The following is a 17,291-nucleotide window of genomic DNA, read 5'->3' on the forward strand; positions in this document are numbered from 1 at the left end:
CGCCGTTTCCGAAAAGTAAGGTACCAGAACGTTGTAAAGCGAAGGCGAACGAGCTTGGTTAAATTCTGCTTAAATACCTGATTTCTGAGCTGGAGCTGCAGAAAGCAGAATCTCTTCCGCACTCGCGCGAATGGAAATTTCAAGCCCCGTTTCGCGTGCCAGAAGCAGCGTGTAGTAGAACTGTACGCTGTGCGCATCCACGCCGTCTTCCAATTCCCGACCGCTGTGGAGCTCGAGGAATTTCGGTGGAACGCGAACCATCGGGCCATGGGCCCGGATCTCAAAGCGCGGTTCCGTCTCGACATCTTTCAGTCGTACGGTCAACTTGCCGCCACGCGGGATCGCGGCATTTGCCACCAGCAACAGGTTGAGCAGAAGCTTCACCTTGTTCTTTGGCAGCAATGCGCGTGTGCCGATCCATTCCAGATCAGGCTTTTCGTTGCGGATGAAGGCGGTTGCAACGGCTTCCGCATCGCCGGTGTCGATCTGCATGCCCGCCGAGCCGGCTGCGCCAAAGGCAATGCGTGCGAATTGCAGTCGGGCCGAGGCGTTGACCGCACTTGCACGGATCAGCTGCATCGCATCTTCGTCTGCGCCGCCCTCATCGAGAAGCTCGAGTCCGTTATTGATTGCACCAACCGGTGAGATGATGTCGTGGCAGACCCGGCTGCACAGCAGGGCGCCGAGGTCCGTCGCGCTGAGGGTGAGAATGTCGTTCATGGTCTGGCCATCCCGTCTGGGGTGAAAAACTTGCGTTTGGCGGCGTGCAGGCAATAGCGAATCAGTCAATCCGCTTTCAGGAAACCCTGATTACACAAGGCAGCGGAAGCAGCAAGAATTCGGCTCCGTCAGCCCTGCCTTTAGGGGAAGCTTTAATGGTTGAAAAAGGATTACGGCCTATTCTCCAATTCGAGATATCCGTCCCGGGCGGGGTTGCGGAAGCCGCTGCGGCGCCCCAGCGCGCTGTTGCTTCACAACGGAGAGTACGATGTTTTCTACCCTGAGCTCTTTTACCCGTGCAATTGCTGCACTTTCGCTGCTTTTGACCGTCTGTGCCTTCAATGTAGGACCGGCCAAGGCGCAGCAGAACGGCTACACGATGGACGAGATCGTGGACGCCGGTGACAATTTCTTCGGCGCCACCACCGGAGGCCTTGCCACGGTCGTAGAGAAGATCTTCTCCATGTATGGTCTGCCCAACGGTTATGTCCTCGGTTCGGAGGGCTCGGGGGCCATCATCGGCGGTCTGACTTACGGCGAAGGCACACTCTACACCAAGAATGCAGGCGACCACCCGGTTTACTGGCAGGGGCCCTCAGTGGGCTGGGATTTCGGCGCGCAAGGGTCGCGCGTGATGGTGCTGGTCTACAATCTCGATCAGGTCGGCAGTCTTTACCGCCGCTATGGCGGCGTGGCCGGTTCGGCCTATGTCGTGGCAGGCCTCGGCTTCAACGTCCTGAAGAACCAGAATGTCCTCGTCGTGCCGATCCGCACGGGTGTCGGCGCGCGTCTGGGTGTCAATCTCGGCTATCTCAAGATGACGGCGCGTCCGACCTGGAACCCGTTTTGAACCTGTCGGGCCACCAATCGTTATGCCGGCGACACCTGCCGGCATGACTCCACTGGATTTGTGGCGGCCAGGCATGCGAAACTGAACTCGTTCCTTTGAGCCCGGTCCTGATCACGTGATCCAGAATATACTCGTTTTCGCCCTCGGATTTCTCGCAGCCGCATTGCTGGCGGTGCTTGTTGCGCCCGCCCTTTGGCGTCGGGCGGGCGAGCTTGCGCGCAAGCGGCTGGAAGCCCAGCTTCCCCTGTCTCGCGACGAGCTGAATGCAGCCATTGACGCCCAGCGCGCCGAGCAGGCCATGGCGGTGCGCCGTCTTGAGATGCAGGTCGAGGCGCAAAAGAAGAAAGCGGCCAGTGATCTGGTCACGATCAACCAGCAACGGGTTGACCTTACGGAGGCGGGGGAGCGCGAGGCTGCGCTTGCAGAAAGCCTTGCAACGCGCGAAGCGGAACTGTCCGAGACAAGGGAACAGCTGTCCGCTGCGCAGGCCGAAGCTGCATCGCTTAAGCTCAGCCTCGAGCAGGCGGAAGCAAGGGCCAGGGAACAGGCAACCGAGATCGAGAGCCTTTCGGGTTCCTACGAGGAGGCGAGCCTCAAGCTCAGCCGACTGGAACTGGACCTGGTATCTCGCGACAGCGACATTGAGCGATTGAAAAATTCCGTTGGCGTTCTTCGCGAGGAGCGCAAACAGGCCCGTGCTGATCTGCGCGAGGCGAGTAGCAGGCGCAAGCAGGTCGAGAATGCGCTGAAGCTCGCCGAGAAGAGAGCCAAGGACCTCGAACGTCGCAATGAGCGGATGATGTCTCAGGCATCGACGCGCGAAGAGGCGCTGGAGCGCAAGCAGCGCGAAATCGCGCTTCTCAAGACGAGGCTGCGGGAGAACACCATGGCAGATGACGGTGGAGCGGCCAAGATGGCGGCGCTTGAAGAAGAAAATGCTCGCCTGGAGACGAAGGCGGCCGATCTTTCCCTGCAGATTTCGAGCCTGCTTGGTTCGGATCAGGAAAGCGAAGACCCGGTCCAGGGGCGTCTGAAGGCGCGGCTTGAAGCCGTGGTGGAAGAGAACCGCAAGCTGCGTGCCGCTCTTTCGCAAAAAGATGCCGATCCTTCCGGCGATGCGGAGCTTCGTGAACAGATCGCGGCACTTGCCGCCGAGGTGGTGACGATAACAGCTGCGCTTGAGGGCCCGGAGTCGCCCATCATATCCGCCATCGAAAGCGAGGTCGCTCAGGACCCCCAGGCGGCAAGCGTCAGCCTTGCCGAACGCGTCAAGGCATTGCGCCGCGCGACCGCGCCAGCCGAATGATCAGCGTTTGAGCCAGATGTGATGCAGCGCGATGGCCGAGGCTGTCGCGACATTCAGGCTGTCGAAATCCTCCCGCATCGAGATTTTCACGGTCGGCCATTGCTCCAGAAGACCTGAATCGAGCCCCGGCCCCTCCGCACCCAGCAAAAGTGCCGTTCGCGGGCCGAGGCTAACTTCGCTCACATCGCGTTCTCCCTGTGGCGTCATGGCCAGCACGTCAAAACCGCGCGCATGAAGAAGTGCAGTCATCTCCTGTGCTTTTCCCGCCTGGGCGAAGGGGACTTTCAGGGCAGCGCCTACCGAAACGCGGATGGCCTTGCGGTAGAGCGGATCGCAGCAATCGCTGTCCAGGAGCACCGCATCCGCGCCGAAGGCTGCCGCATTGCGAAAGATCGCGCCCATATTGTCATGGTTGGCGATGGCGCTCAGCGCCACCACGAGTGCATTCTCCGGCAGGCTGTCGAGCAGTTCTTCCGCGGTCTGGCTGCTGCACCTTTCACCCACCGCGATTATGCCGCGATGAATGTTGAAGCCGGCGATCTCATCCATGATCTCGCCGCCGGCCACATAGACGGGGATATCAGCCGGAACACGCTCAAGCAGGTCGCGTGCGCCTTGGACGCGGTTGTCGCGCAGAAACAGTGATTGCGCGCGAAACCGGCTCGTCGAGAACAGCACATTCAGCACGACACGGCCTTCAGCAATGAAAAGTCCCTGGCGTCCGACCAGGTCGCGCTCGCGAATATCGCGATAGGGCGCAATGCGCTCGTCATACGGATCGGTGATCTCGATCAGCTCACGGTTCATGTCCTGTCTGCCTGGGTCTGCAAGGCGGCGAGCGCCTTGGGGAGGTCGGTTGCAATTCGGACCGGATTTGCAAATGGCACCCGTTCCACCCGATCGCCCGCAACGAGATCCACGCCTTCCGGGTCGATGCCGCCGATCCGGAACGTGTCGTGTGAATGGCGCACGCGGTCCGGTATCAGTTGCTGGATAGCCTCGTCGCTCAACATATCGCGCGCGATGCGCTCCGCTTTCTCGAAACCGGATGGCACCGGTACGAGAAGTTCTTCCCGGCCAAGTTCATAGGCCTTGCCGAACCCGCCATTCAGCAGGGCTGAAACAGGTTCGAGCCGGTAGAAGGCGAAATCCGCAAAGTCGATATAAAGCGCGGCCTTGGGCTGGCGCGCCAGATAGCGCAGGCGGACAGACGCGTTCCGCGTTGCATCCACTTTTCGTGCCTCTGCCTTGAGGCTCAGGCGGGGATGGGCGAGAGGGTCTCCCTTCCCGGGCTCCCCCACAAGCAGGGCGCAGGCCGGATTGGCAGCAAGCGCCCTGGTATGCGCGGCAAGCTCGGAGATCAGCAGGAGAGGTGCGGCGTCGTACTCCGTTGCCAAGGCAACTCTCGTGGCTTGGGGTAGGCCGTTCTCATCAAGTGTGGCCAAAGCGCCGAAGCGAGCCATGCGCAGGATGCGGCGGGCGAGCGCGATCGCTTCGGCATCGGTTGGCCTGATGGGGCTTGGCTTTTCGTTCGTCACTCGTGGCTCCCGGCGCTTTCCTACGCGCTCCAGAAACTCAATCGCCGATCACGCCCGACTGCACAAGTTCCTCAAGCTCATTTGCATCTATGCCGAAAGCGGAAAGATCTTTGACAGGCTCTGCTATGCCGGCAACGCTTGCCTTGTCGGTCGAAAAGCGCGGAGCGGGTGCCGGACGCATCATGTCGCCGACCTTTACGTGCGCCTGGCGCGCGCGATTGTGAGGGTGCTCCGGTGCCTCGCAGAGCGACAGGACCGGCGCCACGCAGGCATCGGTGGGCGCAAAAAGCGCGTCCCACTCATCCCGTGTCTTCGTCTTCAGCCGGGCTGCAATGGCCTTGCGCATTTCAGGCCACAGCTTGCGGTCATACTGGTTGGAAGCAAATGGTTCTTCGAGCGGCAACAGGCGTGAAAATTCGGCGAAGAATTGCGGCTCCAGGCAGGCGACGGCAAGTTGCCCGCCGTCTGCGGTCTCGTATGTGTCGTAGAATGGTGCGCCGCTGTCGAGCAGGTTTTCGCCCCGCTTTTCCTGCCAGATTCCGGCCTTCATGAAGCCGAAAAAGGAGAGGGCAAGCATGGAGGCGCCGTCGACCATGGCTGCGTCCACCACCTGTCCCTTGCCTGTGCGGCCGCGCTCTATAAGTGCGGCCAGCAGACCGGTCAGCAGGAACATGGTCCCGCCGCCATAGTCGCCGACAAGGTTGAGCGGCGGGACGGGTTTCTCATCCCTCGGGCCGATCATCGACAGCACGCCTGAAAGTGCCAGATAGGTCAGGTCGTGACCGGCACGCTTGCTGAGTGGTCCCTCCTGGCCGAAGCCGGTCATGCGACCATAGATGAGTGCGGGATTTCGGGCGGCGAAGTCCTGCGGGCCCAGTCCCAGCCGCTCCATCACTCCCGGCCTGAACCCTTCCATCAGGATATCGGCTTTCCCGCCCATGCGAAGAAGCAGGTCGCGACCGGCTTCGCTTTTCAGGTCCACGCGCAGAATGCGGCGGCCGTGACGGTCGAGGTCATGCTCGGGCTTCATGTCCAGAAAGGCGCGGGTTGCATTGATCCGCTCCACGCGCACCACCTCCGCACCCATTTCCGAAAGCATCAGCCCAGCCAACGGCACCGGGCCGAGCCCCGCCATCTCGATCACGCGGATCCCTTGGAGCGGCCCTGCCATGGGTTCAGCGCGGTGCCATGCGGATCGCGCCGTCAAGGCGGATCGTCTCGCCGTTCAGCATCTGGTTTTCCACGATATGGCAGGCAAGCTGCGCATATTCGGACGGCTCGCCAAGGCGGGGCGGGAAGGGGACCTGCTGTCCGAGCGAGGCCTGCGCGTCCTCTGGCAGGCCGGCCATCATCGGTGTCTTGAAAATGCCCGGTGCGATTGTGCAGACGCGGATGCCGGACCGGGACAAATCACGCGCTATGGGAAGCGTCATTCCTACGACACCCCCCTTGGAAGCGGAGTAGGCGACCTGGCCGACCTGCCCGTCAAAGGCCGCAACCGATGCCGTGTTGACGATCACGCCACGCTCGCCACCCTCCAGCGGGTCGAGGTCCTGCGCTGCAGCAGCGAAAAGGCGGATCATGTTGAAGGTGCCAAGCAGGTTGATCTCGATGACCTTGCGGTAGAGGTCAAGCGAGTGCGGGCCATCCTTGCCGACAGTCTTCACCGCAACCGCGATGCCGGCGCAATTTACGAGAATGCGCGGGGCGCCAAGTTTCTCCGCTGCCGCAAGAATGGCTGCCTGTCCATCTTCTTCGCTGGTCACATCGCATTTGACGGCAATGCCGCCAATTTCTTCAGCCACCTGCGTTGCCCGCTCGACCTGGATATCGGCAAGAGCGACCTTCGCGCCCCTGGCTGCAAGCGCGCGGGCGGTTGCCTCGCCAAGGCCGGAGCCGCCGCCGGTGACCAATGCTACATGGCCTGATGGATTCATGCTGTAACGCCTCCCGAATGGTACAAACCAAAGCGGCACCCTAGCTGGTCGCCGGGTGCCGCGAAAGGTTCAGGTGTGGTCGTTATCAGCGGCGCAAAACGGCTTTGAGCGCGTCGCGGATACCGATGGCGCCAACAAAGCGGGACTTCTCGTCGAACAGCGCAACCGGTGCCGTTTGCGACTGGTGCATGGCCTGCATCACCGTTTTGAGCGGTGTGCCAGCGGTCGCCCAATAGACCTTCGGCTTGTCCTCCGGCAGCCGCTCCATGTTGTCGCACGAGACCCAGATCGCGGGCTTGCCATTGCGCTCGGCATCCACCACCAGCATGTTCTCGTCGAACTTGAAGCGGGTCGTGCGTCTGCGGTCGAGCCACAGCCAGCCGTCTCCCGCATTTTCCAGATCACGCGCATCGCGCATCACGTTCCATGCCGTCAGCACCGAGAGCGGGTTCACATTGGCGATGAAGTCGCGCACGTAATCCGTCTGGGGATTGAGCACGATGTCTTCCGGCGCGCCGGTCTGGATGATGCGTCCGCCTTCCATGATGGAGATGCGGTTGCCGATTTTCAGCGCTTCCTCCAGATCGTGGCTGACGAAGAGGATCGTCTTTTTCAGCCTTGACTGGAGCTCCATCAACTCATCCTGCAACTTCGTGCGGATCAACGGATCGAGCGCGGAGAAGGGCTCGTCCATGAGCAGGATCGGCGCTTCGGTCGCGAAGGCGCGGGCAAGGCCGACACGCTGCTGCATGCCGCCGGAAAGCTCATGGGCATATTTGTCGGCCCAGTCTTCCAGATGAACCAGCTCCAGCTGTGCCATGATGCGCTCGCGGCGCTCTTTCGCAGGCACGCCTGCAAGCTCGAGCCCGAAGCCGACATTTTCGGCCACGGTTCGCCAGGGCAGGAGGGCAAATTGCTGGAACACCATGGCCACGCATTCGCGCCGGATGCGGCGCAATTCGCCGGCGTTTGCGCTTGTGACCTTGGCCTGCCAGTCGCCATCATTGACGATCACTTCGCCGCGGGTCGTCTCGTTCAGCCGGTTCACCGCACGCAGAAGCGTGGATTTGCCGGAGCCGGAAAGACCCATCAGCACGGAGATCTCGCCGCGTTCGACGGTGAGATTGCAGCCGGCGCAGCCGAGAACCGCTCCAGTCTGCGCTATTATTTCCTCGCGTGACTTGCCTGCATCCACCAGCGGAAGGGCTTCCTGCTGCTCACGTTGGGTGCCGAAAATGATGTCGACATCCTTGAAGTCGATTGCCGTACTCATTTGCCTTGCCCCCCGATGCGCGCGATGCGGTCAAGAATGATGGCAAGCACGACGATGGCCAGGCCCGCTTCAAGCCCGAGCGGAATGTTCACCGTATTCAGCGCTCGTACCACCGGCTTGCCGAGGCCATCGGCACCGATCAGAGCAGCGATCACGACCATGGAAAGCGAAAGCATGATGCATTGCGTAAGGCCTGCCATGATGGAAGGCATGGCGGCGGGCAGTTCCACCTTGCGCAGAAGCTGCATCTTGGTCGCGCCAAAGGCCTGACCGGCTTCAAGCATCGGCTTCGGCACCGAGGTGATGCCCAGATAGGTGAGGCGGATCGGAGCGGGCGAGGCGAAGATCACCGTGACGATCACGCCTGGCGCCGCACCAAGACCAAAAAGGATGAGAACCGGGATCAGATAGACAAAGGTCGGCAGTGTCTGCATCAGGTCCAGCACGGGCTGGAGAATGCGATAGACGCGCGCATTGTGTGCAGCCCAGATGCCTACCGGCACACCGATGGCCATGGAGACGAATGTGGCGGCCACGACGAGCACAAGTGTCTCGACGGTTTCTTCCCAAAGGTCCTGGTTGATGATGAAGAGCAGGCCCAGAAACACGCCGAGGCTGAGTTTCCACGAGCGCTGCAGCGCATAGGCCAATGCAGCTATTGCAAGCGCGACGACCAATGCGGGCACGGCCATGAGAAGGTCGGTCAGACCTTCCAGAACGGTTGCCAGACCTTCAGCCAGGCCGTCAAAGGCCCAGGCGAAATTGGTGGTGAGAAAATCGAAGAGGTCCTGGCCCCAGCGACCTATGGGAATTTTCCGGTCGGCGAGCCAGTCGGATACGGGATCCATAAGGTTGTTTGCGTCCTTCTGTTGTTGAAAGGGCATCCGGTGATCCCGGATGCCCGTAGTTCAGTCAGCCTGGATCAGAGGCCAAGCTCTGCCTTGACGGCAGCCATGCCATCTTCGCCCTCGAAGGTGGTCACGCCTTCAAGCCACGGACCAAGCGCGTCCGGATTGGCCTTCAGCCATTCGCTTGCCGCGTCACCGGGCTTCTTGCCGTCGTCGAGGATGGCGCCCATGATCTCGTTTTCCATCTCGAGCGAGAAGACCATGTTCTTCAGAAGCTTGCCCAGGTTCGGGCATTCTTCGACGAGACCCTTGCGGGTGTTGGTGTGGACCGTCGCACCGCCATAGTTCGGGCCGAACACGTCGTCACCGCCGGAAAGATATGCCATCTCCACATTGGCGTTCATCGGATGCGGCTCCCAGCCGAGGAAGACGATCGGCTCTTCCTTCTGCACCGCACGGCGGACCTGCGAAAGCATGCCGGCTTCGGAGCTTTCCACCACCTCGAATTCGCCAAGGCCGAACTTGTCTTCCTCGATCATGGAGAGGATCAGGCGGTTGCCGTCATTGCCCGGCTCGATGCCATAGATCTTGCCGTCGAGCTCTTCCTGGAACTTCGCGATGTCCTCGAAGCTCTTCAGGCCGGCATCAAAGGCGTATTGGGGAACGGCGAGCGTGTATTTCGCGCCTTCCAGATTGGTGACGATGGTCTCGACCGAGCCATCCTCGCGATATTTCGCGATGTCGGCTTCCATGGTCGGCATCCAGTTGCCGAGGAACACGTCGACGTCACCATTGGCCAGCGAAGCATAGGTCACCGGTACGGAAAGAACCTGTGTCTCCGGCTCGTATCCAAGCGCCTCCAGCACGACCGATGCGGTCGCGGTGGTGGCGGTGATGTCCGTCCAGCCCACATCGGAGAACGTCACTTCCTGGCAGGCTTCGGAATCTTGCGCATGGGCCTGGCTCGTCAGAATGGCGGCGGTTGCTGCAAGCGCGAGGGTCGTCGCACGCTTCAGGATCATTATGGTTCTCCCTGTCATTGTTGCTTTGAGCGGGTGCTTTTAGACGCATAATGCCCTGTTTGGAAGGCGAGCACCACTTTCGAGCCATCTTGGCGCTGTCTGGGTGGTATGTTGCCCGTTATCGGTGGAAGAATGGGCATTGATGCTTTTCCCCCTGTCTATCGCTGTTAAAGAGTTAGGCAAAAGACAGCGAAAAGCCATGGCCAAGCTCTATTTTCACTACGCCACCATGAATGCCGGCAAGACGACCATGCTCCTGCAGGCGTCCTACAACTACCGTGAGCGCGGCATGAACACGATGCTGTTCGTGGCGGGACACTACCGCAAGCACGACGGAGGCTATGTCTCCTCGCGCATCGGTCTGGAGGCGGATGCGGAGATGTTCGTCTCGGGCGATGATCTCTTTGCGCGGATCGCCGAGCACCACGACCATACCACCACGCATTGCGTCTTCGTGGACGAGGCACAATTCCTGCAGGAAGAGCAGGTCTGGCAGCTTGCGCGCGTGGCCGACCGGCTGGGCATTCCCGTGATGTGCTACGGCCTGCGCACCGATTTTCAAGGCAATCTGTTCGAAGGGTCGCAGGCGCTTCTCGCCATCGCCGACGAGTTGCGCGAAGTGCGCACCATCTGCCGCTGCGGGCGCAAGGCCAACATGGTCGTGCGGCTGGGCCCCGACGGCAAGGTGGCCAAGCAGGGCGAGCAGGTCGCCATCGGCAAGGATGTCTATGTCTCGCTGTGCCGCAAGCACTGGGAAGAAGAGATGGGTCGCTGGAAACCGGAGGATCTGGTGGGCTTCGCTGCGGCTGAGTAGCCCCGCGAGGAGAACTGGCATCCCGGCTGCCCATGAGCAGTCAGCGGTTGTAGAAGATCGCCAAACCGCCTATCTCACCCAAAGGAAGCGCGGCGGCGCTGGATCAGTCTGACGGAGGCACGCGGTGCTCGAACCGATCGTGGAATTCTTCACCCGCATTTTTCACTGGATCGGCGTCGGCATTGGCTGGCTTTTCGCGTGGCTTGCATGGCCGTTTCTGGCGCTGGGCCGCTGGTACCGCCATAGGGGCTGGATACTGCAGGCGGTCGTTGGCTCCCTCGTCCTGCTCTTCGCTGGTCTCTATATCTATTTCATGTGGCAGACGCAGGTCTGGACGAATTTCAATCCGGATTATCCCGCAGCCTACAAGTTCGATGAGCGCACGGTTACTGCCGGCGAACAGGTCAATGCGACCGAAGGCGGCGAAACCCGCACTTGCGGGCGTTCTGCCATTGTCGAAGTCGCAGCCGATCTGACGGATTTCAATGTCAACGAGAATGCCTGGATTTCCTCCATGCTTCTCTACAAGACCGGCTTCTTCTTCATCGATTGGGACAACACGCCCTTCTTCGACAACAAGGCTGCCTTCCAGCGTGGCGTGAACCAGGGCGTTCGCCGTATTGCTGTCGAACTTGTGGATGCTCTTGGACGTGTGCGCGGCACCTCACAGATCGATGCGCGCTTGCAGAAGGCGCGCGAAAGCATCCAGTTCTCGGAAGACACCTGGTATTTCGGCCTCAACCCGTTTGGCCCGAAGGCGCCCACACCGAGTTTCTATCGCCAGTCGATCAAGAATTTTCGTGAGTTCAACGATGCGCTGGCCAATTGCGAAGCCGTCTTCGATGCCCGCGCGGATAATCTGATCCAGCTTCTGGACCGCATCTCAAGCGATATCGGCTCGACCTCGGCGATCCTGCGTGAGCGGTCGGAAAATTACAATGGCGGCTGGTTCGATACGCGTGCCGATGACCGCTTCTGGTTCGCCTATGGCCAGCTCTATGCCTATTACGGCCTTCTGGATGCCGCCGGTGCGGACTTTGCCGACGTCATCCGCCAGCGTTCACTGGAATCGCTGTGGGAAGCGACCGAAGGCCAGTTTCGTGCAGCACTCACGATTACACCGGCCATCATCTCCAATGGCCGCGAGGATGGATGGATCATGCCAACCCACCTCGCAACCATGGGCTTCTACGTCCTGCGCGTACGCTCCAATCTCGTGGAACTGCGGCAGGTTCTGGACCGGTAGATCAATCCTTCTCCAGCGACAGCACGGTCAGCTTGTGAAGCTGGCCGTTTCGGGCTTTCCAGTTGATGGATTGCCCGACCGACAGGCCGATCAGTGCTGTGCCGACGGGCGTGGTGATTGAAATGCGGCCGGCTTCGATATCCGCTTCGGCGGGGAAGACGAGCGTGACGGTCTTCGGCTCGCCATCGTCGGCGCTGTAGGTGAGTCGCGAGCCCATGCGCACCGCCTTTGGCGGCAGGCGATCATCCTCGACAACGCGCGCGCGTTCGAGCTCGGTGAACAGCGTTTCCGAAACGGCGGGATCGCGCTCTTCCAGCTTTTCGGCGAGGGCCAGAAGGCGGTCATGATCGCTTTGGGCAATCGTTATGCGCGGCTTGCGAAGCGTCTGTGTCTTGTTGTCCATTGTTCAAAATCCTGATGCCGCGCCAAGCATCTGTCGGCGCCGGCATGTTGCCTTCATGTCGGGAAAAACTTGCGTCCTGGTCTTGGCGAACAGCTTCATTCGAAAAGCTGTTGTGCGTCCCCTGGATCCGGGGACGCAGCCGAATCCGGGGTCACTCTCCTGCGATGGGAGAGACCTTGAAATGGTTGCAGCGGGTTCGGTTGCCAGTCGTCATGGGTGAAAGGTGGGGGTGTTCGTGCACTCTGTCAAGCGGTTGCGCCACAAGGAGATGGAGCCAATCGGGTAGATGATGCGTTAGCTTTCCTCAATTGCCGCCAAATTTCGCCGGAGGGAGCAAGTCTTGCATAGGAGATCGGCTGTTGCCGAAACCGTTACCAGCCTTGTGAAAGGCATTCGCCACCGACCCGCTAACATCATCCCTATCATTATGGCTGCCATTCTCGGGCTCGGGGTCTATGGCTTTGTCGCCATCGCTGACGAGGTTGCCGAAGGCGAGATGGCGCAGATAGACGAGCGGCTGTTCCTGCTGTTTCGCGAGGCGGACGATCCCGGAGAACCATTGGGGCCGCCCTGGCTGGAGGAAACCGCGGTCGAGGTGACGGCCATTGGCGGTTATCCGCTGATCGTGCTCACGCTTGCTGCGGTCGTCGGCTTGTTCTTGGTCACCAAGCGGTACGGACCGGCGCTTTATGCCGTGCTTGCGGTGGGGTCGGGTGCTCTGCTCACCCACTATCTGAAGCTTTACTACGCGCGGCCGCGACCCGATCTCGTCGACCACCTGGATGCCATTCACACGCTGAGTTTTCCCAGCGGGCACGCCATGGTAACCACCATTGCCTATCTGACGCTCGCCGCATTGGTCGTGCGTTTCGTGGATGACCGGCGCGTGCGCATCTATGTGCTCTCGGTCGCCGTTTTCGTTGCCATTATCGTAGGGCTCAGCCGCATCTATGTAGGCGTTCACTGGCCCAGTGACGTCGCCGCTGGCTGGGCGCTCGGAGCTGCCTGGGCAAGTCTTTCCTGGCTGGTTGTCCAGCTCCTCCAATACTGGCGCTCAAGGAGCCGAAACGGATGAACACGCCCGACAAGCAAGATATGCACGAAGCCTTCAGGCCCTTCGCCCGGGCGGGCTATGCCGCACGCGGTCTGGTCTACACGGTTCTGGCCTTCTTTGCCGCCACGGCCGCGCTTGGTACGGGCGAGGGGGGTGATACGCGTGACGCCATCCGGTTTCTGACCGATACCACTGCCAGCGACATTCTCAGCCTTGTTCTGGTCGTCAGTCTTGCCGGCTATGCGCTGTGGCGGGTCATACAATCGGTCTTTGATACGGATGATCACGGCTACAAGCCCACGGGGCTCGTCATCCGCGCAGGGTTGCTGGCCTCGGCCTTCACCTATGGGGTCCTGACACTCTTCACCTTCTCACTTCGATGGGGAGGGGGCGGCAGCAGTGGCAGCTCCGGTGGCGAAGGGTTCTCTGGCTTCATCGCGAGCATCGCAGGCGCGCAGCTGGCCGCCACATTGATTGCAGCCGTTTTCACGGGCGTGGCCTTCGCCCACATATGGAAGGCAGTGCGCCGCAAATATCGCGAGCATTTCAAGGCATCCGAGCAGGTGATGCAATATGTCGACATCGCTGCCATCGGTGGGCTCATGGCGCGCGGCGTTATCTTCCTGCTCATCGCCTATCTGTTCTGGCGCCAGGGCGTCTCGGACAGCGATCAGGCAAGCCTCTCGGATGCGCTCGACTTCATTGCCGGCCTGCCATTCGGGCGCTGGCTGCTGGGTGCCACGGCGCTTGGCCTGCTGCTCTTCGCGATCTACTCCTTCTGCGAAGCCATCTGGCGACGCATCAATGTGGAAGATGCGTGAGGTTGCGCATCCCCCTTGCCGCGGGGCTGGATCGCCTGTATTGAAACGCTCATGAGCATGATCGCAAACACGATTGCATGGTGGTGGGTCCGCTAACAGCGGCCGGCATCAATCTCGTGCGCGATTGAAAAGGTGGCCGCTGGTGAAAGCCGGACGGCCATTTTCTTTATCGGCTTCCGGTCAGGACCTGAAAAGTCGGGATAGGGAAGATGAGCGTGGAAGTTCTGGAAAACGGTGCCGAGCGGTTCAAGACCGCGGGTGGAATCGCGATCACGCGTCAGCGGCATGAAACGCCCTATGAGGGCGCGATCGAAGCCTATGTGGATGCGCTGGATTCGCGCCGCGGCGCAGTCTTCTCGTCCAATTATGAATATCCCGGGCGCTACACGCGTTGGGACACGGCAATTGTCGATCCCCCAGTCGTCATTTCCGCGCGCGGGCGCGACATGAAGATTGAGGCGCTGAACAAGCGCGGCGAAGTCATGTTGCCGACCATCATGCGTGCGGTGGAGGCGCTCGAGCCGGTCGCGGTCCTGGAGCATTCTGCCGAACGCGCCCTGTTGCAGGTCGCCGAGCCATCGGGCGTCATTACCGAGGAAGAACGTTCACGCGCGCCTTCCGTTTTCACGGTGCTGCGTGCGATTACCGACCTTTTCCGCACCCATGACGACGCCAATCTCGGCCTGTACGGTGCTTTCGGCTACGACCTCGCCTTCCAGTTCGATCCGGTGAAGCTCAAGCTCGACCGCCCTGAAAGCCAGCGCGATGTCGTGCTCTATCTTCCCGACGAGATCCTCGTGGTCGACCACCATGCCGCCCAGGCCTGGCATGACCGCTACGATTATGCAGGCGAGGGGTTTTCGACCGAGGGGCTTGAGCGCTCTGGTGAAGCGGCACCCTTCAAGCCTTCGGATCGTGTTCCCCCGCGCTGCGACCACGAAAAAGGCGAATATGCCCGGCTGGTCGAGAGGGCTAAGGAAAGCTTCAAGCGCGGCGATCTTTTCGAAGTCGTTCCGGGCCAGATGTTCTTCGAGCGCTGCGAGAGCAAACCTTCAGCGATCTCGCGCAGGCTGAAGCAGATCAATCCGTCGCCCTATTCGTTCTTCATCAATCTGGGTGAACAGGAATTCCTGATCGGTGCATCGCCGGAGATGTTCGTGCGGGTCAATGGCCGCCGCGTCGAGACCTGTCCGATCTCCGGCACGATCCAGCGCGGTGACGATGCCATCGCGGATTCAGAACAGATCCTGAAGCTTCTCAATTCCAAGAAGGACGAGTCGGAGCTGACCATGTGCTCCGATGTCGACCGCAACGACAAGAGCCGGGTCTGCGAGCCCGGCTCGGTTCGTGTCATCGGGCGCCGTCAGATCGAGATGTATTCGCGCCTCATCCACACGGTCGACCATATCGAGGGGCGTTTGCGCGAAGGCATGGACGCCTATGACGCGTTTCTGTCTCACGCCTGGGCGGTGACGGTCACAGGCGCGCCCAAATTATGGGCCATGCGCTTCATCGAACAGAACGAGAAGAGCCCACGCGCCTGGTATGGCGGTGCGGTCGGTATGGTCCACTTCAATGGTGACATGAATACCGGTCTGACATTGCGCACCATCCGCATCAAGGATGGAATTGCGGAGGTCCGGGCGGGCGCGACTTTGCTCTATGATTCCAATGGCGAAGAAGAGGAAGCGGAGACGGAACTGAAGGCTTCCGCAATGCTTTCGGCCATTCGCGATGCAGGCAAGAAGAATATAATGAACGACAAGAACGAGAGCGAGAAAGTGGGTGCGGGGACCCGCATCCTGCTGGTGGATCACGAGGATTCCTTCGTCCACACGCTCGCCAATTATTTCCGCCAGACCGGCGCGGAAGTGACCACGGTACGCACACCGGTGGCCGACGAGGTGTTCGAGAAGGTCGATCCGCATCTGGTTGTCCTCTCACCGGGCCCCGGCACACCGAAGGATTTCGACTGTGCGGCAACGATCGCAAAGGCGCGCTCCCGCCATCTGCCGCTGTTTGGCGTGTGCCTGGGCTTGCAGGCTCTGGTGGAAGCCTGCGGGGGTGAGCTCCGCCAGCTTCGTGAGCCTGTTCACGGCAAGCCTTCACGCATCCGCGCCGGGGGCAACAGCCTGGTCTTCGCCGGCCTGCCCAACGAGATCACCGTTGGCCGCTATCATTCCATTTTCGCGGATCCGTCCAGCATGCCGGATGGTTTCGTCATCACCGCGGAGACCGATGACGGAATTGTCATGGGGATAGAGAGCGAGAAAGAGCCGATTGCGGCTGTTCAATTCCATCCCGAATCGATCATGACGCTGGGACAGAATGCCGGTATGCGCATGATCGAGAATGTAGTGGCACATCTTCCGCGCAAGGCGCGGGAACAGGCCGCCTGAGCACGGTGCAGCGGGGCCTGAACCCGCTGGCAATCTGATTCACCTTCTGCCTGCATGTCGTTGTACTTGCAGGCAGAATGCTGTTCAGCCTTCCCTTGCGGGAGCAGTCGAGGAGAAATGAAGCCCGATGCCCGGTAGTGGAAGAGTACGCCGCCTGACTGTCTGGACCATTGTTATCGGCGTGGCGATTTTCGCGCTGAAGGCGCTCGCCTGGTGGTTGACCGGCTCGGTCGCGCTGTTCTCGGACGCAATGGAATCCATCGTCAATGTCGTGGCATCGGTCGCGGCCTGGTATGCGATCCGGCTTTCCTACACGCCAGCCGACGACAACCATCCCTATGGGCATCACAAGGCCGAATATCTCTCTGCCGTCCTTGAGGGCGTGCTGATCGTCGTTGCGGCACTGCTCATCATGCGTGAAGCAGCTCTCGCCTTTCAGGCATCGGAACTTCATGCCATGCCGGTTCTGGGCCTCGTGATCAATGGCATCGCCGGCATTGGCAACGCGATCTGGGCCTATGTGCTCATCAAGGTGGGACGCGAGGCACGCTCTCCCGCACTCATCGCGGATGGGCGGCATTTGTGGACCGACGTGGTAACTTCGGCCGGCGTCATAGTCGGCCTCATCCTGGCGCTTGCCACGGGCTGGCTGTGGCTTGATCCGCTCATGGCGATCGTGGTCGCTCTCAACATTCTCTATCACGGCTGGAAGATGGTTTCCGCGTCCGTTCAGGGCCTGATGGATACTTCGGTTGATCCTCAGGACCTGGTGGAGATCGAGAAGCTGGTTGCCGCAAATTGCAAGGGTGCGATCGAATTTCACGACCTGAAGACGCGTGAGGCGGGCAGGGCGCGCTTCATCGAATTTCATCTCGTGGTGCCTTCGGACATGAGTGTAGAGGCGGCCCATCGCATCTGTGACCGGATCGAGGAGGCCTTTCGACGCGACATGTCGGACGCGAAGGTTACCATCCATGTCGAGCCGGAATACAAGGCCAAGCACGGCTGATCTCACGGGTCGCGAGATGCTGGCCGCATGGTTGGGGTGCAACAGGCCTTT

The 17,291-nt window shown here is 60.7% G+C and carries 17 protein-coding genes; 8 read left to right on the forward strand and 9 right to left on the reverse strand.

Translation table 11 applies throughout. From position 1 onward, the window contains the following. Positions 1-69: 69 nt before the first annotated feature. Positions 70-720, reverse strand: coding sequence for a histidine phosphotransferase ChpT (gene chpT, locus EL18_RS02210; protein WP_036479334.1), 651 nt, complete (start codon positions 718-720; stop codon positions 70-72). A 268-nt stretch (positions 721-988) separates the two neighbouring features. Here chpT and EL18_RS02215 point away from each other — a divergent pair, with 268 nt between their 5' ends. Together EL18_RS02215 and EL18_RS02220 are read left to right on the forward strand one after the other, a co-directional pair. Beyond that, the gene (locus EL18_RS02215; RefSeq protein ID WP_036479335.1) at positions 989-1,570 is read left to right on the forward strand and encodes a DUF1134 domain-containing protein; all 582 of its coding nucleotides are present in this window, start codon (positions 989-991) and stop codon (positions 1,568-1,570) included. A 115-nt stretch (positions 1,571-1,685) separates the two neighbouring features. Next, the gene (locus EL18_RS02220; RefSeq protein ID WP_036479337.1) at positions 1,686-2,876 is read left to right on the forward strand and encodes a coiled-coil domain-containing protein; all 1,191 of its coding nucleotides are present in this window, start codon (positions 1,686-1,688) and stop codon (positions 2,874-2,876) included. On the opposite strand, the gene EL18_RS02225 is transcribed toward EL18_RS02220, so the two are convergent. The 7 genes from EL18_RS02225 to EL18_RS02255 all read right to left on the reverse strand — a co-directional run bounded on the left by EL18_RS02225 (position 2,877) and on the right by EL18_RS02255 (position 9,494). Then, positions 2,877-3,683, reverse strand: coding sequence for a TrmH family RNA methyltransferase (locus tag EL18_RS02225; protein WP_036479339.1), 807 nt, complete (start codon positions 3,681-3,683; stop codon positions 2,877-2,879). Then, positions 3,680-4,414 (reverse strand): HugZ family pyridoxamine 5'-phosphate oxidase, encoded by a 735-nt coding sequence (locus tag EL18_RS02230; protein ID WP_036479342.1) that lies wholly within the window; start codon positions 4,412-4,414, stop codon positions 3,680-3,682. The genes EL18_RS02225 and EL18_RS02230 overlap by 4 nt, the downstream gene beginning before the upstream one ends. 37 nt (positions 4,415-4,451) lie before the next feature. Then, positions 4,452-5,585: a CaiB/BaiF CoA transferase family protein gene (locus EL18_RS02235; protein WP_036479344.1), complete on the reverse strand. Its 1,134-nt coding sequence runs from the start codon at positions 5,583-5,585 to the stop codon at positions 4,452-4,454. 4 nt (positions 5,586-5,589) lie between these two features. Next, entirely contained in the window at positions 5,590-6,351 is a 762-nt protein-coding gene (locus tag EL18_RS02240; RefSeq protein WP_036479346.1) for a 3-hydroxyacyl-CoA dehydrogenase, read from the reverse strand. Between the two features lie 85 nt (positions 6,352-6,436). Further along, positions 6,437-7,624: a choline ABC transporter ATP-binding protein gene (choV, locus tag EL18_RS02245; RefSeq protein ID WP_036479348.1), complete on the reverse strand. Its 1,188-nt coding sequence runs from the start codon at positions 7,622-7,624 to the stop codon at positions 6,437-6,439. Next, positions 7,621-8,472, reverse strand: a complete 852-nt coding sequence (gene choW, locus EL18_RS02250; protein WP_036479350.1) for a choline ABC transporter permease subunit — start codon at positions 8,470-8,472, stop codon at positions 7,621-7,623. The genes choV and choW overlap by 4 nt, the downstream gene beginning before the upstream one ends. A gap of 74 nt (positions 8,473-8,546) precedes the next feature. Next, positions 8,547-9,494: a choline ABC transporter substrate-binding protein gene (locus EL18_RS02255; RefSeq protein ID WP_036479353.1), complete on the reverse strand. Its 948-nt coding sequence runs from the start codon at positions 9,492-9,494 to the stop codon at positions 8,547-8,549. 199 nt (positions 9,495-9,693) lie between these two features. On the opposite strand from EL18_RS02255, the gene EL18_RS02260 reads away from it, so the two are divergent. Together EL18_RS02260 and EL18_RS02265 are read left to right on the forward strand one after the other, a co-directional pair. Beyond that, positions 9,694-10,308, forward strand: a complete 615-nt coding sequence (locus EL18_RS02260; protein WP_036479355.1) for a thymidine kinase — start codon at positions 9,694-9,696, stop codon at positions 10,306-10,308. A gap of 124 nt (positions 10,309-10,432) precedes the next feature. Then, positions 10,433-11,554, forward strand: a complete 1,122-nt coding sequence (locus EL18_RS02265; protein WP_036479356.1) for a DUF2333 family protein — start codon at positions 10,433-10,435, stop codon at positions 11,552-11,554. Between the two features lies 1 nt (position 11,555). Here the strand turns inward: EL18_RS02265 and rnk are convergent, their stop codons facing one another. After that, on the reverse strand, positions 11,556-11,957 hold the full coding sequence (gene rnk / locus EL18_RS02270; protein WP_036479357.1) for a nucleoside diphosphate kinase regulator: 402 nt from the start codon (positions 11,955-11,957) through the stop codon (positions 11,556-11,558). Between the two features lie 340 nt (positions 11,958-12,297). On the opposite strand from rnk, the gene EL18_RS02275 reads away from it, so the two are divergent. The 4 genes from EL18_RS02275 to EL18_RS02290 all read left to right on the forward strand — a co-directional run bounded on the left by EL18_RS02275 (position 12,298) and on the right by EL18_RS02290 (position 17,240). After that, the gene (locus EL18_RS02275; protein WP_051913686.1) at positions 12,298-13,032 is read left to right on the forward strand and encodes a phosphatase PAP2 family protein; all 735 of its coding nucleotides are present in this window, start codon (positions 12,298-12,300) and stop codon (positions 13,030-13,032) included. Beyond that, entirely contained in the window at positions 13,029-13,832 is an 804-nt protein-coding gene (locus tag EL18_RS02280; protein WP_051913688.1) for a DUF1206 domain-containing protein, read from the forward strand. The genes EL18_RS02275 and EL18_RS02280 overlap by 4 nt, the downstream gene beginning before the upstream one ends. Positions 13,833-14,041: 209 nt before the next feature. Continuing rightward, positions 14,042-16,231, forward strand: a complete 2,190-nt coding sequence (locus tag EL18_RS02285) for an anthranilate synthase (protein WP_036479359.1) — start codon at positions 14,042-14,044, stop codon at positions 16,229-16,231. 127 nt (positions 16,232-16,358) lie between these two features. Further along, a complete protein-coding gene (locus EL18_RS02290) occupies positions 16,359-17,240 on the forward strand; it encodes a cation diffusion facilitator family transporter (RefSeq protein ID WP_036479361.1) in 882 nt (293 codons plus the stop codon). The last annotated feature ends 51 nt before the right edge of the window (positions 17,241-17,291 follow it).

Source organism: Nitratireductor basaltis (assembly GCF_000733725.1).
Lineage (GTDB): Bacteria > Pseudomonadota > Alphaproteobacteria > Rhizobiales > Rhizobiaceae > Chelativorans > Chelativorans basaltis.

Bases quoted from the DNA above. Each gene is read 5' to 3' on its own strand.
- EL18_RS02225 (WP_036479339.1), bottom strand. From the start codon at position 3,683: ATGAACCGTGAGCTGATCGAGATCACCGATCCGTATGACGAGCGCATT.
- EL18_RS02285 (WP_036479359.1), top strand. From the start codon at position 14,042: ATGAGCGTGGAAGTTCTGGAAAACGGTGCCGAGCGGTTCAAGACCGCG.
- chpT (WP_036479334.1), bottom strand. From the start codon at position 720: ATGAACGACATTCTCACCCTCAGCGCGACGGACCTCGGCGCCCTGCTG.
- EL18_RS02240 (WP_036479346.1), bottom strand. From the start codon at position 6,351: ATGAATCCATCAGGCCATGTAGCATTGGTCACCGGCGGCGGCTCCGGC.
- EL18_RS02280 (WP_051913688.1), top strand. From the start codon at position 13,029: ATGAACACGCCCGACAAGCAAGATATGCACGAAGCCTTCAGGCCCTTC.
- EL18_RS02255 (WP_036479353.1), bottom strand. From the start codon at position 9,494: ATGATCCTGAAGCGTGCGACGACCCTCGCGCTTGCAGCAACCGCCGCC.
- EL18_RS02260 (WP_036479355.1), top strand. From the start codon at position 9,694: ATGGCCAAGCTCTATTTTCACTACGCCACCATGAATGCCGGCAAGACG.
- choV (WP_036479348.1), bottom strand. From the start codon at position 7,624: ATGAGTACGGCAATCGACTTCAAGGATGTCGACATCATTTTCGGCACC.
- EL18_RS02215 (WP_036479335.1), top strand. From the start codon at position 989: ATGTTTTCTACCCTGAGCTCTTTTACCCGTGCAATTGCTGCACTTTCG.
- choW (WP_036479350.1), bottom strand. From the start codon at position 8,472: ATGGATCCCGTATCCGACTGGCTCGCCGACCGGAAAATTCCCATAGGT.
- EL18_RS02235 (WP_036479344.1), bottom strand. From the start codon at position 5,585: ATGGCAGGGCCGCTCCAAGGGATCCGCGTGATCGAGATGGCGGGGCTC.
- rnk (WP_036479357.1), bottom strand. From the start codon at position 11,957: ATGGACAACAAGACACAGACGCTTCGCAAGCCGCGCATAACGATTGCC.
- EL18_RS02290 (WP_036479361.1), top strand. From the start codon at position 16,359: ATGCCCGGTAGTGGAAGAGTACGCCGCCTGACTGTCTGGACCATTGTT.